A 13,945-nucleotide genomic window follows, 5' to 3' on the forward strand; every position below is an offset into this window, starting at 1 on the left:
CTCCATATCTTTTATCAGCTCACCCACCCAGCTGATTGAGCTGAGCAGGCGCTTGCTGCGCTTGAGAGCCGATCACGCGTCCATACAGCGATCACACTTCCCGGCTTCAGGAGGCACTCCGTCTCGCCCCCCGATCAGACCTGCGGATCAGGCCTCTGATCAGAACTCCGGCCCGATCGAGAAGTGAATGCGATAATCGTTGTCATCGTCATCGAAGGGATGGGCGATATCGAGGCGAATCGGGCCCACCGGGGAGATCCAGCGAATCCCCATGCCCGCCGCCGTCTTGAGCTCCAGGGCATCCCAGCCATCGAAGGCGTTGCCAGCGTCATAGAAGGCCGCGCCCCACCAGTCACCGGTCAGGCGGTAGTCATATTCCAGACTGCTGGTCAGCAGGGAACTCCCGCCTTCATCATCCCCGTCATCATCTTCCGGCGAGAGGCTCTCGTAGGAGTAACCGCGAACACTGCTGTCGCCGCCAGCATAGAAGCGCTTGGAGTTGGGCATGCCGTGGAAGTTATCGGTGTCGAGGTTACCGATACCGGCACGCGCCACGAAACGGTGATTGTTGCCGATGGAGCGAATCCAGTTGGTATCGAACTGGGTCCACACGAAGTTTTCATCAGATCCCCAGATCTGATTGCCGTACTCTACCGTCAGCTTCTGACGATCCCCCCACATGGGGAAGGCCTTGGGACGAGTTCGTGTCCGCGTCCAGCTGACCCCCGGATACAGCAGAAACACCTGACCAGTATCTGAGGCGATGGTGAAGTCGTCATAGCTCGCGCCCAGGTAAATCTTCTGCTGCCAGCCATTGTCGAATTTCCACTCACGCCCGAAACGCACTGTCGTTTCATTGCTGGTCTCATCATCGTCGTCGACGATGGCCACCCCGTACTCCAGCACATAGCTGTCCTTGAGCGGGTCAGCCAAGGGCATGCGGTATTCACCCTCGAAGGTCTGCTCCGGTGAGGAGAGGAACAGGCTGTTGGTCATGCTATGGCCATAGCGATTGACCCACGGCATCTCCCAGCTGAACTGCAGGCGTGGCCCGACATCCGTGGCGTAACCGATGCCCGTCTCGAACTTGTGGCGGTCGGCGGGAATCAGGCTGATGTCCACGGGAATGATGGGACCGTTGGCCGTCTTGACCGCCGCCTCCAGCGCATCGCCAGTCAGTACCGGCGTGTCGCTGCCGGAGGCTTGATCAGTACCCGCTTCACTCGCAGCACCGCCGGCGGCCAAGGTCGCCTGCCCGGGAGGCACCGACGAGGCTGATCGTGAGGACGCGCCAGCACGACGATTCGTCTCTGTGTCACGGTCTTTCTCACTGCCTTTTTGACTGTCTTGCTCGACGTCAGTCCGCTCGACATCGGCAAGCCATGACCCCTCATACCCCTGTGCCTCGGCATAGGCTGTCTTGACGTTGCGCGTCTTGATCTTGCTGTCAGGGCTGGTGGTCTTGAGTTCAGCGCCCGGATTGAGCTGTGGCTTGATGGCGGCCGAGCGGAACCAGCCTGCCTCACTCAGCCGCTGGTTGAACTGGGTCAGCTTGCCGGCTTCGTAATAATCCCCCGTCTGGAACGGCTGCATGGCCTTGACGCGATCCAGCTCTATCTGGCTGTTGAGATAGGTGATATCGCCGAAGCGGTAACGCTGACCGCTCTGCATGACCAGATAGATACGTGCCGAGTGCAACCAGGGGCGCACCTCGATGCGCTGCTGGGAGAAGGAGGTATCGAAATAGCCGCGCTCGAGACTGAGCGACGCCAGAGTCGACTTGAGGCTGTCGTAGCGAGAGTGACGCAGCACATCGCCTTCCTCGAGGTTGGCATCGGCCAGCGCCTTCTTCATGACCTTGTCGCGCGCGGCGTCGCCCTCGAGTCGCAGCTCCAGTGTCTCGATGGTGACCGGCTCACCGGCATCCACCGTCACCACCACATCATCGCCCCCCAGCAACCCCTTCTCGGGATAGCGGAGAGTGATCTGAGCGTCGTAGTAACCGAAGGCCTGCAGCGCTTCCTGGATGCGCCGGATGATCTCGTCCTCGTAGCGCTCGGCCGGGACATCCTCCTCCAACGTCAGCCCCGCCAGATAATTGACCACGTTGGTGGCAGCGGCGCCTTTCAGCCCTTTCACCGCGGCATCCAGCGCCAATGCCTGTGGTGCCAGCAGCAGGCCGGTGCACAGGACCAGCGGCTTGCTCCAGCGCAGATAGCGGCGTGCAGCGTCGTTGCTCAACACCTTGCCTCGAGGCTCGAGCGAACCCGCTCTCCCATTCTTGTCGCCACTCATTGCACGTCCCTTGTTAGGTACTCATGCGAGTACTGTCCATCACTGTTACTGACCATATGTCATCTGCCGCAGGCCGGTTCGGGGAGGTTCGTGTCCTTCACGGGTACGTGACCCTCCAGGATTCCATCACTGCTCAGCGCTCCAGGCGCGCGACTCGCTGCTCCAACCGGGACAGCTGACTCAACATGGACGCCACACGGCCACTCAACTGCCGACGGCTGGCATCCAGGGAGCGCAGCTGCTCGTCCTGCGGGGATGCCTCACCCAGGGCTTCCAGCCCGGCGCTCAGCGCCGTCTGCTGGCGTCGCAGCTCCCCCAGCTGGGAAGACAGCGACGTCTGGGTCTTGCTCAACGGCGCGAGCCGGGAGTCCACCAACCCCGTCAGGGACGCCTGCTGCTGCTCGAGCTTGCGACGCAACGCGTCCAACGCCTCCTGCTGGGACTGCTTGAAGGCCGTCAGCGCCTGCGAGCTTGCCTGGCGATCCTCTGTCGTCGCCTCATCCTGCGCCTGCCTGAGGGCGTCCCACTGCGAGGCGAGACGCTCAAGCTGCGCGGCCTGCTGATCCAGGCGGCTGGACTGATCGCTCAGGCGTTGCTCGAGTCGGGGCAGCGACTGCTGCTGCGCTTGCTCGACTGCCTTGAGCTCGGTCTCGAGATGGGCCAGGGTGTCAGCCTGTGCGTCGAGGCGTGCCTTGAGCGTCGCACGCCCATCCCGGCTCAAGGACTCAAGGGCACTGACGGAGCCCTGCAAGGCACTCAGCAAGGTGGTGCGGTTGTCACCCGCCTGGCGTAGTCCCTCGAGCTGGGCCTCGGTGGACTCGGCAAGCGCTGCGAGACGACTCGCCTGCGCGTCCTGCGATGCCGTCAGCGTGTCCGAGAGCGCGGCAAGACGCTCCTGCCAGGCGGCCTGCTGTTCAGCGAGGCTGTCGGCAAGGGATTCATCGGTCTGCGTGAGGCCGTCGATGCGCGCACTCAGCGACTCGTCCACCCGCGTGGTGAGCTGGGCAAGCCGCTCATCCACATCCCCCAGCAGCCGGGCGTCGTTCTCGACATCGCCCTTGAGTCCCGAGACCTGACGACTCAGCTGATCACTCTGCTGGCCTCGCATGTCCTGAAGCTGCTGCAATTGCCATTGCTGCCAGGCGACCACCCCTCCCAGTGCCAGCACGCACACCCACAGCGGCCAACGACGCGGGGGCGGGGCTGCATCAGGATGACGGGCCAGCGCTTCATCACGCCGTGCTATCAGTGATTCCTCCCGGGAATTGTCCATCGAAGGTTCCGTAGTGTCCTGCCGCATACTGGCTCCATGACTGGCACATCGACTCAAGGTTCCAGCGACAGGCGTCGGCATCATCCGCGGCAAGGCCCGAGCCTCATGCGACACCTGGAGGGAAAACGCCCGTATCCCGCTGATTGACTGGCCGGTTTTCGGTTGCCGGCTCTGCCGAGTCTAACAGCAGACCCCGGCCATCTCATCAGGTTCCCCAGCAGCACGGCCCGCGGTCCCTCTCATGTAACCGCACTGTACCTTCCCGCCAGACAGCGACGTCGCCCGCGATACCTGACATCGCTCACCGACATCCTTCGGTGCTTTCCCGCCAGCAGGTCCCGGCGGCGTTGGCCTGCAGGAACACGAGTGCTATAGTGCAAAGCACTGCGACTCTCGCAGCCTCTGGCTTCGTAGCTATCTGGATTCACAAGGTTTTTCACGCTAATTGCACATTTTCCATCATGTGCTGGCTGAATGGATCCCTGGCGATTGTCTCCTCGTCGCCTGACGTCGAAGAGAACACTGAAGGAGGCTTGAAAGCCTTCATGCCTGCCCCAACGAAGTCAGAGCAAGATTCTATTGGTGAGGAAAAGGAGCTTATCCCCCATGGCATTTGAACTCCCGGCACTGCCGTACGAAAAGAACGCACTCGAGCCGACCATCTCCGCCGAGACCCTTGAGTACCATTACGGCAAGCATCACCAGGCCTACGTCACCAAGCTCAACAGCATGGTCGAAGGCACTGCGGACGCAGAGAAGTCTCTGGAAGACATCATCCAGAGCGCTCAGGGCGGCCTGTTCAACCAGGCAGCTCAGGTGTGGAACCACACCTTCTACTGGCACTGCCTGTCTCCGAACGGTGGTGGCGAGCCGACAGGCCCGCTGGCAGATGCCATCGTGGCCAAGTGGGGCTCCGTCGCTGACTTCAAGGAAGCCTTCAACACTTCCGCTGCCGGCAACTTCGGTTCCGGTTGGACCTGGCTGGTCAAGAACGCTCAGGGCGAGCTGGAAATCGTCAACACTGACGACGCAGACACCCCGATCGCCAAGGCAGGCCAGACCCCGCTGCTGACCGTCGACGTCTGGGAACACGCCTACTACGTCGACTACCGCAACGCGCGTCCGAAGTATCTGGAAAGCATCTGGAACATCATCAACTGGGACTTCGCTGCACAGAACTTCGCAGCCTGAGACACCCGGCATGAGTGATGGCACCTTCACTTCACTCTCACATCAGACGTCATGGATGATATGACCTGACAGTGACGTTCGAGTGAGAGGATGGTGCAAGGAAAGACCCCGCCAATCGGCGGGGTCTTTTGGTTTCTGACTCCCCTATCGCCTGATGATCCTTTACGAAGCGCGCTGGCAGATGACATGCCGCCTCGCCATTTGCTAGCCTGCAAGGTAGAACATTCACTCTACTCTTCCGTCATCCCCAGAGGGAACGTCATGCCATCCGATATCACCTCCTCGTTACCCGACACCATGCTCGCCATCGTGACCACCGGCCACGGCGGCTATGAACGCCTCGAGGCGCAAGAACGGCCTGTCCCTGTGCCAGACAAGGGGGAAGTGCTGATCAAGGTACTGGCGGCTGGCATGAACAATACCGAGATCAATACGCGCCTTGGCTGGTATTCCTCCAGCATCACCACGGCCACGAACCAGGCCAGCAGCCAGCACGACACCTCGGCTGGCGAGACGACAATCGACAAGCCGGTCCCGCCTGAAGGTGGCTGGAAGGGCGAGACGCCCTTCCCCCTGATCCAGGGAACCGACTGCTGTGGTGAAGTGGTCGCGCTCGGCGAAGGTGCCGACACAGCGCTGCTCGGCAAGCGCGTACTGGTGCGGGCCTGCATGCGCAGTGCAGGCTGGGAGTCACTGGAAAACGAATGGATGGGCTCTGACTTCGATGGCGCCTTCGCGCAATTCGTCAGTATCCGGGCCAGTGACGTCTTCCCGGTTGAATGTGACTGGAGCGACGTGGAACTGGGCTCACTGCCCTGCGCCTATGGCACAGCGGAGAACATGCTGGAACAGGCCGAGCTCACATCCGGCGAACGTGTACTGGTCACCGGCGCGTCGGGCGGCGTCGGCTCCGCCACCCTGCAACTGGCCAAGCGACGTGGCGCCATCGTCTATGCTGTGGCAGGCGCTTCCAAGCATGAGGCCCTGCGAACGCTGGGGGTCGACAGACTGTTTGATCGCCATGCGGACCTGGTCGCCGAACTCGGGCATGAATCCGTCGATCTGGTGGTCGACAATGTCGCCGGCGATGACTTCCCGGTGATGCTCAAGCTGTTGTCACGTGGAGGCCGGCTGGTGACCACCGGCGCCATCGCCGGGCCCATGGTCACCCTGGACCTGCGTGATCTGTACCTCAAGAATCTCCGCCTGCTGGGCACCACCGCCTGGTGCAAGGCGACCTTCCCCAATCTCGTGCGCTACGTGGAGCGCGGGGAGATTCGCCCCTTGATCGCGGCGAGCTTCCCGCTGAAGGATATCGCCAAGGCCCAGAAGGCCTTCCTCGAGAAGACCCATGTCGGCAAGTTCGTGCTTGAGCCCTGGGCCTGATGAGCCACAGGAGTGACCAAGGAAAAGGCCCCATCCGTTGCCGGATGGGGCCTTGTTCATGCCAGGCGAATGTCATGCACATTCGTCAGGTACCGAGACGGTGTCACGGCGTCGCGCGACGCCCGATGCCTCGGTAGGTCAGCCCCTGGCTGGCCACGTAGCTGGGGTCATAGATATTGCGACCGTCCAGCACCAGCTTCGCGCCCAGCTCACGCTTGAGACGCTGCCAGTCTGGATTCCAGTAACACTTCCATTCGGTGACCAGCATCAGGGCGTCCGCCCCTTCGAGGGCGTCGTACATGTTGCCATCGACCAGCTCCAGCAAGGGGTGAGCGCCACAGGCCTCGCCCAACGCGGACAGCGCCGCCGGATCATGCACACGAACGCGCACGCCCTGAGCCCACAACGCCTCGAGCAGCGTCAACACCGGCGCATGGTCGATACGCGCCGTGCCCGGTTTGAACGCCGCCCCCCAGATGGCGATGGTGCGACCGCGCAGCTCGCCATCGAAGTGCTGCCACAGCTTGCGGAACAGAGTCTCCTTCTTGGCCTCGTTGATGTCGAGAACATGCTCGAGCAGCAGCGATTCACGTCCGGTCTCATGCTGGACATCGGCCAGACGCATCAGGTCGCGCGAGAAGTTGGGACCACCGAAGCCACAGCCCGGATACAGATAGCCGAAGCCGATGCGCGGGTCGGCGCCCATGCCCTGGCGCACGTACTCGACGTCCACCTCGAGGGAATCCGCAAGCCCGGCGACTTCGTTCATGTAACTGATCCGGGTCGCCAACATGCCATTGATGGCCAGCTTGGTCAGCTCGGCGGCGCGGCGCGGCATGATCTGGAAGACATCTTCCCGACGATTGAAGGCGCGCAGAAGCTCCTGGACGCGACGTGTCGCGACCTCGGACTCGCTGCCCAGCAACCAGCGCGCGGGGCGCTCGAAGGTCGCCAGTGAGCGCCCCTCTTCCAGCATGTCCGGCAAGGCCACCGCATATTGATCATCCCGCGACAGCAGCGCCTCGAAACGCTCGGTGGTCCCGACAGGGAAGGTCGAATTGTTGACCAGCACCGTCGGCTCCGCGAGTGTCGAGACGACCTGCTCGATACGCGCCAGAGCACCCTCACGTTGATCCGGCGAGACGGCCACCCAGTGCACATCGATGCGACGCAGTGAACCAAGCCCCTTCACCAGCGTCAGATCGCCACGTTCGACGTGGCGGTCCAGCCGCTCTCGCAGGCCCGGCTCACTGTTCAGCCAGTCGACCCGGTCCAGTGACTCCCAGTCCATGTCTTCATGCGGCCACCACCAGACATTGTGGCCGACACTCGCCAAGGCGGCACTGGCCGTGGCAGCCGCCAGTTCGCTTCCGTGCACCAGCACCTGCATGGCTCATTTCTCCTGATAGCGGGTCATCAGCTCGCGGAAGCCTTCCCCGAATTTCGGGTGACGCTTGGCGAAGGAAATGGTGGCTTCCAGATAGCCCAGCTGATGGCCGCAGTCATAGGTATCACCGGCCATGCGATAGGCGGCGACCGCCTTGTCATCGCGCAGGGTATCGATGGCATCGGTCAGCTGGATCTCGCCACCGGCACCCGGCGGGGTATTCTCGAGCAACTCGAAGATACGACCCGGCAGCAGGTAACGGCCGATCACCGCCAGAGTGGAGGGTTCGGTGCCCGGAGCCGGCTTCTCGACCATCCCGCTGATCATCGCGGACTTGCCCGCTTCCGGCGTCTCGCCATCGATGGCGACGATACCGTACTTGTAGGCCATCTCCTGAGGCACGTTCTCGACCATGATCTGGGCGGCATTGGTGGCTTCATAGGCCTCCATCATCCGCGCCAGGTCATTCTTCTCGAGACCTTCGCCGTCGACCAGCACGTCCGGCAACATCACCAGGAAAGGCTCGTCTCCGACGATTGGCTTGGCACACAGCACCGCATGGCCCAGACCCAGCGGTTCCGGCTGACGCACGCTGATGATCTTGACGTCATCCGGAATGATGTGACGAAGTTCCTCGAGCAGCTCGAACTTGCCCTTGGCTTCCAGAGTCGTCTCGAGCTCGAAGTGCTTGTCGAAGTGGTTCTCGATGGCATTCTTGCTGGAATGGGTGACCAGGACGATTTCCTTGATACCCGCCGCAACCGCTTCTTCCACCACATACTGGATCACCGGCTTGTCGACGATGGTGATCATTTCCTTGGGGATGGCCTTGGAGGCCGGCAGGCAACGAGTTCCGAGACCTGCAACAGGCAATACAGCCTTGCGTATCATGAAGCGTCTTCCTTGTGTCTATGTCGTGGCAGATCGTGACGACTCTACCGAGTTACTGCCGCCCGGACGAGATGGCGACCGTCCTGAAATCTAGGCAGGGATTATGCCAGTTTGGCAAAAAAGTGCGAATTGACCGCAGATTTTCCACACTGGCCCATCAGATCGGCTGTCTGAGACGTCCATGACGGGCCAATCCACGCGAAGCCTTCGCTCCGCGGACAGGGTGCCTTCTCAGCGACGCTGGGCGCGCCCCAACAGGGCGCCCACACTGTCGCTATCGGGCGACTCTACCACACCATGCTCGGTGACGATGGCATCAATATACTCATGCGGTGTGACATCGAAGACCGGATTGAAGACCTCGATCTCATCGGGAGCGATCCTGCGATTTCCTGCCTGACGCAGCTCATCGGCATCGCGAGTCTCGATGGGGATGGCGGCCCCACTGTCCAGACTGGCATCGAAGGTGGCAAGGGGCGCCACCACCATCACCTTGACGCCGTGGGCACGCGCCTGGACCGCCAGGGAGAAGGTGCCGATCTTGTTGGCCGTGTCGCCATTGGCCGCGATGCGGTCCGCACCGACGATCAACCAGCGCACATCGCCATCGCCGTCCCTGGATTGCATGATCAGCGAGGCGGCACCCTCCACGGCCAGTCGGGCGGGAATCTTTTCCTGCACCAGTTCCCAGGCGGTCAGTCGAGCCCCCTGCCACCAGGGGCGTGTCTCGTTGACATGGACGCGGCTGATCAGCCCCTGAGCATACGCCGTGCGAATCACGCCCAGGGCGGTACCGTGCCCCCCAGTCGCCAGCGCACCGGTATTGCAGTGGGTCATCACCTCACAGTGGGGGGTGTCGGCCGTCAGGGACGCGGCAATCACCTGCGCACCGAATTCCGCCATGCGCAGATTGTCCTCGAGATCCTGCTCATGAATGCGCACGGCTTCCCGCAACAGTGCCTCGTGGGGGGCAAGCTCACGCATGGCGTGCGCAGCGATCACCGTACGCATGCGATCCAGCGCCCAGAACAGATTGACCGCCGTCGGCCGAGAAGCCGCCAGAACCTCGCAGGCCGCTTCCAGACGCGCCCCCCATGCCCCGCCCTCATGTGCGGCGCGAACCGCCTCCAGTGCCACACCATAGGCGGCCGCGATGCCGATGGCCGGTGCACCACGCACTACCATGTCGGCAATGGCGCGAGCCACGCCGTCTGCATCCCGCAGTTCGATCTCTCGGGTCTCGCCCGGCAGCAGACGTTGATCCAGCAGTGCCAGTCGCGGCAAGGCATCTTCGTCGCTACCGGTGGCATTGTCTGACTGGGTCAGCCAGCGAATTGGAATCAGGCTCATGACACTTCCCTGTAGGCTCACGGACAAAGGGGTACGCACTGGAGAACACCGCGGCGCGATAATGGCTGAGGCCATCTGCAAGTTCCCGTCATGACGAGTTTTTTGCAGTTACCGCTGACCCGCGACGACAGGCGGATTAGAATGGAGGAATCGTGCCCGAGGGTGACGCGTCTGTACAGGGGCGTGCATGCTTGCGATGCACTTCCGTAACGGTAAGGATCCGATCATGAGCCATAGCGACGCCAAGCAAGATTCCACTGCCCCGGATCATCTGGGCAACGTCGATGCCAGCGAAATCGCCAAATTCTCCGCGCTCGCCAGCCGCTGGTGGGACCGCGACAGCGAGTTCAAGCCACTCCACGACATCAACCCGCTGCGCGTCGATTACATCGACACCCATGCCGGACTGGCGGGCAAGCGAGTCATTGATGTCGGCTGTGGCGGCGGCATCCTGTCCGAGGCCATGGCTCACCGTGGCGCCACCGTGACCGGGATCGACATGGGTGAAGCCCCGCTGTCAGTGGCACGCCTGCATCAGCTGGAATCCGGTGTGGAAGTCGATTATCGCCAGACCACCGCGGAAGCTGCCGCCGAGGAAATGGCGGGACAATTCGATGTCGTGACCTGTCTCGAGATGCTCGAGCATGTTCCTGACCCTTCCTCGGTGATCAACGCCTGCGCGCGACTGGTCAAGCCGGGAGGCAAGGTGTTCTTCTCGACCATCAATCGCAATCCCAAGGCGTACGCCTTCGCGATCATCGGTGCCGAATACCTGCTGCAGATGCTGCCACGCGGCACGCATGAGTACCGCAAGTTCATCCGCCCGGCTGAGCTTGGCCGCTGGACGCGTGAGGCGGGCCTCAAGATGGAGGGTTCCACCGGCATGACCTACAACCCGCTGACCCGGAAATATCGCCTCAACACCGCCGACCTCAGCGTCAACTATCTGATGCATACGCGCCGCCCGACGGAAGACGAACTCGCATGAGTCTGCCGGCCGCACTGCCCCGTCCCGCTGCGCTGATCTTCGATCTCGATGGCACCCTGGTGGACACTGCGCCGGACCTGGCGCGTGCGACCAACGAGCTGCGTAGCCATCATGCCTTGCCGGAACTGAGCTATGAGGTGATTCGCGCCGAGGTCTCGCATGGCGGAAGCGCCCTGGTGAGACTGGCGCTGGGTCACGACATCGATCATCCCTCGCATGCCGAGGAGCGTACACGCCTGCTGGACTTCTATGCCCGTGATGTCGCGGCCCACAGCGAGCTGTTCCCGGGCTATGACGCCCTGATCGAGATCTGTCAGCGCAACGGCCTGCCCTGGGGGATCGTGACCAACAAGCCGCGTCAGTTCGCCGAGCCGCTGATCGAGTCCCTGGCGCTCACACCGGGCTGTCTGCTGTGCGCCGATGACCTGCCCGTCAAGAAGCCCCATCCTGAGCCATTGTGGGAGGCGGCCCGCCTCCTCGGCGTCGAACCGTCACGATGCTGGTATCTCGGGGATCATGATCGCGACATGCAGGCGGCGCGCGCGGCGGGCATGCTGGCGGTCGCCGTGCGCTATGGCTACGTCCGCGACGGGGATGATGTGGACGCCTGGCCTGCCGATGTGTGGTTCGACACCTCGGAAGAAGTCATCAATGCCGCTCTGCGCGCAGCGGAACTGCGCTGACGCGGCGCGCGATACCCTGACGCCCTGCCAATGAAAACGCCGACGGCCATGACCGTCGGCGTTTTCATTGCAGACAATCCTGTCAGTGACAACTTCTCACCATCAAGTGCTCGTCACTGTCACCCGCTCGGACATCTCACGTCCTGGGCGGCTGGGCATCGAACATCTCGCCGGTGCGGCCACGACTCTCCGGACCGATCAGCCACAGGTAGCTTGGCATGATGTCGGCTGGCGTACGCAAGGTATCCGGGTCTTCCGCCGGGAAGGCCGACTTGCGCATCGACGTTCGAGTCCCACCGGGATTGAGGGTATTCACGCGGACCTGACTGGTATTCTCGAGTTCCTGTGCCAAGAGCTGTGAAAAGCCTTCGGTGGCGAACTTCGAGACACTGTAGGCCCCCCAGAAAGCACGCCCCTTGCGGCCGACGCTGGAACTCGTCAGCACCACGGACGCATCCCGAGACGCTTTCAGCAGTGGCAGCAGCGCCTGCAACATCCAGATAGGCCCATTGATGTTGACCTGCATGACCTGCTCCCACAACGCCGGATCATACTGCTCGAACGGGGTGATCTTGCCCAGCAGACTGGCATTGTGCAGCACCCCATCGAGTCGCCCGAATTCCTTGTCGAGCGTTTCCGCCATCTGCTGGTAATCCTTGAGCGTGGCCCCTTCGAAGTTCAGCGGGTAGATCGCTGGCTGAGGAGCCCCCAATGCTTCGATCTCGTCATAGACTTCCTCGAGCTTGGCAATGGTGCGCCCCAGCAAGATGACGGTCGCGCCATGCCTGGCATAGTCAATGGCTGCTTCACGACCGATGCCCGAGCCTGCACCAGTCACGAGAATGATTCGCCCTTTCAGCAGATCCGCTGGTGCCTGATAATCGATCTTGCATTCCGCCATGAGGATATCCCGTCCTGAACGCTGGCCTTGCCGAGAGGCTGACCCGAAGGGCAAGGCCTGAGGTGTATCGATGACATGCGGGCGCATGTCAGAACGCACAAAGCCCGCCTTGTCAGTCAACAAGTGCGGGCTTTGTCATCATCATCTGGCGTCATGCGCCAGAGGCGAGGAAATCCTTGGCCATTCCGCCGGCCTTGCTGTCGGGGTACTGGCGAACCAGTTCCTCGAGCAGCTTGCGACTTTCCTGCGCCTTGCCCTGCCGCGCCTTGACGAGTCCCAGCTTGTACATCGCATCCGGCACCTTGCTGGATTGCGAGAACTCACTGATGACAGTATCAAAGGCCTGGGCAGAAGCATCCAGTTGATTCTTCGCGGAATACAATTCCCCCAACCAATAATGGGCATTGGCCGCGAGATTGGAATCCCCGTGATCCACCACAAAGGATTCAAAGGCATCGATCGCTCCGTCGAAATCACGCGACTGCACCTTGGCAAAGGCGTTCTCGTAATCCTTCTGGGCATCTCCTCCACTGGAGGCATTGGCGCTGCTGGCATTGCTACCCGCACCACCACTGACCGCGGCTGCGGTCTGCGCATCGACCTCCTGACCGTTCTCACCGGCTGGACTTGTTCCCGAAACACGTTGCTCCAGGTCCAGGTACCGTTGCTGCGACATCTCGGTGAGTCGCTTGAACTGATATTCCAGTTCATCGACACGCCCGCGCAGCCGCGCAATTTCCTGGGCCTGCTCATCAAGCTGGTTGAGAAGGGTCAGGGTGCCGCCACCACTCAAGCGAGTGTTGGCCTGCTGATAAAGCGAGTTGGACTGTACGGTAAGGTCTTCCACTGCGGGTGCGGCTGCAACTGACAACGGAAGCGCCAGGGCTCCCACACCGCACAACCATTTCAGGCTGTCTTTCATGCTGTCGGCTCCGCCGAATCATCATGTTGCCGTGCGAGAAGGCCCGAGCCTCAAGGTTGCCCTTGCGACTCAGGCCTGCTCAACACAAGTTTCAAGCGTCTCTGTTATCCCGCAGGGACCTCAGAGAGATTGCCGAACTCAGTAGTCGAAGACCACACGACGGTTCTTGGCATAGGAAGATTCGCCGTGACCTTGAACGGCCGGACGCTCTTCACCGTAGGAGACGATCTCGATCTGGGACGGAGACACACCCTGAACAGTCAGGAAGCGTGCGACAGACTTGGCACGACGCTCGCCCAGACCCAGGTTGTATTCACGAGTACCGCGCTCATCAGCGTGGCCTTCCAGAACGACGTTGGCGCTGGTGTTGGCCTTCAGGTACTGGGCGTGGCCCATCAGGACGCTTTCGAATTCAGGACGGATGGTGTCCTTGTCGAATGCGAAGTAGATGGTACGCACGTCAGGCATGGAAGCGTTGCTCATCTGGTTGCCGTTGGTGTTGGCACCAGAGTTCATGCCGGCAGTGTTGGCACCGCTGTTGGCTGAATCCATGTCGCCGTCCTGGGCGCCACCGCTGCTGGAACAACCGGCCATGACGCTCAGGGACAGGGCAACCAACAGACCTTTTGCATACGGGGTGAACTGCATTGTAAAACTCCTTGCTCTAATGAAAACGAA

General features: G+C 61.7%; 12 protein-coding genes. 4 read left to right on the plus strand and 8 right to left on the minus strand.

Annotated elements, in window-relative coordinates:
* Window positions 1-159: 159 nt before the first annotated feature.
* Window positions 160-2,241, minus strand: a complete 2,082-nt coding sequence (gene tamA, locus BFX80_RS09410) for an autotransporter assembly complex protein TamA (protein WP_167593014.1) — start codon at window positions 2,239-2,241, stop codon at window positions 160-162.
* Window positions 2,242-2,428: 187 nt separating this feature from the next.
* Entirely contained in the window at window positions 2,429-3,568 is a 1,140-nt protein-coding gene (locus BFX80_RS09415; RefSeq protein ID WP_084208691.1) for a coiled-coil domain-containing protein, read from the minus strand.
* Between the two features lie 606 nt (window positions 3,569-4,174).
* Here BFX80_RS09415 and BFX80_RS09420 point away from each other — a divergent pair.
* Both BFX80_RS09420 and BFX80_RS09425 read left to right on the plus strand, forming a co-directional pair.
* Window positions 4,175-4,759 (plus strand): superoxide dismutase, encoded by a 585-nt coding sequence (locus BFX80_RS09420; RefSeq protein WP_065392414.1) that lies wholly within the window; start codon window positions 4,175-4,177, stop codon window positions 4,757-4,759.
* A 261-nt stretch (window positions 4,760-5,020) separates the two neighbouring features.
* Window positions 5,021-6,145, plus strand: a complete 1,125-nt coding sequence (locus BFX80_RS09425) for an alcohol dehydrogenase family protein (RefSeq protein WP_205632689.1) — start codon at window positions 5,021-5,023, stop codon at window positions 6,143-6,145.
* A gap of 103 nt (window positions 6,146-6,248) precedes the next feature.
* On the opposite strand, the gene BFX80_RS09430 is transcribed toward BFX80_RS09425, so the two are convergent.
* The 3 genes from BFX80_RS09430 to mtnA all read right to left on the minus strand — a co-directional run bounded on the left by BFX80_RS09430 (window position 6,249) and on the right by mtnA (window position 9,773).
* On the minus strand, window positions 6,249-7,535 hold the full coding sequence (locus BFX80_RS09430; protein WP_084208692.1) for a nucleotide sugar dehydrogenase: 1,287 nt from the start codon (window positions 7,533-7,535) through the stop codon (window positions 6,249-6,251).
* Window positions 7,536-7,538: 3 nt separating this feature from the next.
* Window positions 7,539-8,423 (minus strand): UTP--glucose-1-phosphate uridylyltransferase GalU, encoded by an 885-nt coding sequence (gene galU / locus BFX80_RS09435; RefSeq protein ID WP_077376470.1) that lies wholly within the window; start codon window positions 8,421-8,423, stop codon window positions 7,539-7,541.
* A gap of 231 nt (window positions 8,424-8,654) precedes the next feature.
* On the minus strand, window positions 8,655-9,773 hold the full coding sequence (mtnA, locus tag BFX80_RS09440) for an S-methyl-5-thioribose-1-phosphate isomerase (RefSeq protein ID WP_084208693.1): 1,119 nt from the start codon (window positions 9,771-9,773) through the stop codon (window positions 8,655-8,657).
* A gap of 226 nt (window positions 9,774-9,999) precedes the next feature.
* Between mtnA and ubiG the strand changes: the two genes are divergently transcribed.
* Complete coding sequence (gene ubiG / locus BFX80_RS09445; RefSeq protein ID WP_077376476.1) at window positions 10,000-10,761, plus strand: bifunctional 2-polyprenyl-6-hydroxyphenol methylase/3-demethylubiquinol 3-O-methyltransferase UbiG; 762 nt, start codon at window positions 10,000-10,002, stop codon at window positions 10,759-10,761.
* Window positions 10,758-11,444: an HAD-IA family hydrolase gene (locus tag BFX80_RS09450; protein ID WP_084208694.1), complete on the plus strand. Its 687-nt coding sequence runs from the start codon at window positions 10,758-10,760 to the stop codon at window positions 11,442-11,444. Before ubiG ends, BFX80_RS09450 begins: the two co-directional genes overlap by 4 nt.
* 136 nt (window positions 11,445-11,580) lie before the next feature.
* Here the strand turns inward: BFX80_RS09450 and BFX80_RS09455 are convergent, their stop codons facing one another.
* From BFX80_RS09455 to pal, 3 genes are all read right to left on the minus strand, one after another.
* Window positions 11,581-12,345 (minus strand): YciK family oxidoreductase, encoded by a 765-nt coding sequence (locus BFX80_RS09455; protein ID WP_077376482.1) that lies wholly within the window; start codon window positions 12,343-12,345, stop codon window positions 11,581-11,583.
* Between the two features lie 151 nt (window positions 12,346-12,496).
* A complete protein-coding gene (gene ybgF, locus BFX80_RS09460) occupies window positions 12,497-13,267 on the minus strand; it encodes a tol-pal system protein YbgF (RefSeq protein ID WP_077376485.1) in 771 nt (256 codons plus the stop codon).
* 138 nt (window positions 13,268-13,405) lie between these two features.
* A complete protein-coding gene (pal, locus tag BFX80_RS09465; RefSeq protein WP_065392600.1) occupies window positions 13,406-13,915 on the minus strand; it encodes a peptidoglycan-associated lipoprotein Pal in 510 nt (169 codons plus the stop codon).
* Between the last annotated feature and the right edge of the window lie 30 nt (window positions 13,916-13,945).

This window comes from Cobetia marina, from assembly GCF_001720485.1.
In the GTDB taxonomy this organism is placed as follows: Bacteria; Pseudomonadota; Gammaproteobacteria; order Pseudomonadales; family Halomonadaceae; genus Cobetia; species Cobetia marina.

Coding starts and splice junctions, on each gene's coding strand:
- BFX80_RS09415 (WP_084208691.1), bottom strand. CDS start 3,568: ATGGACAATTCCCGGGAGGAATCACTGATAGCACGGCGTGATGAAGCG.
- BFX80_RS09420 (WP_065392414.1), top strand. CDS start 4,175: ATGGCATTTGAACTCCCGGCACTGCCGTACGAAAAGAACGCACTCGAG.
- BFX80_RS09425 (WP_205632689.1), top strand. CDS start 5,021: ATGCCATCCGATATCACCTCCTCGTTACCCGACACCATGCTCGCCATC.
- BFX80_RS09430 (WP_084208692.1), bottom strand. CDS start 7,535: ATGCAGGTGCTGGTGCACGGAAGCGAACTGGCGGCTGCCACGGCCAGT.
- galU (WP_077376470.1), bottom strand. CDS start 8,423: ATGATACGCAAGGCTGTATTGCCTGTTGCAGGTCTCGGAACTCGTTGC.
- mtnA (WP_084208693.1), bottom strand. CDS start 9,773: ATGAGCCTGATTCCAATTCGCTGGCTGACCCAGTCAGACAATGCCACC.
- ubiG (WP_077376476.1), top strand. CDS start 10,000: ATGAGCCATAGCGACGCCAAGCAAGATTCCACTGCCCCGGATCATCTG.
- BFX80_RS09450 (WP_084208694.1), top strand. CDS start 10,758: ATGAGTCTGCCGGCCGCACTGCCCCGTCCCGCTGCGCTGATCTTCGAT.
- BFX80_RS09455 (WP_077376482.1), bottom strand. CDS start 12,345: ATGGCGGAATGCAAGATCGATTATCAGGCACCAGCGGATCTGCTGAAA.
- ybgF (WP_077376485.1), bottom strand. CDS start 13,267: ATGAAAGACAGCCTGAAATGGTTGTGCGGTGTGGGAGCCCTGGCGCTT.
- pal (WP_065392600.1), bottom strand. CDS start 13,915: ATGCAGTTCACCCCGTATGCAAAAGGTCTGTTGGTTGCCCTGTCCCTG.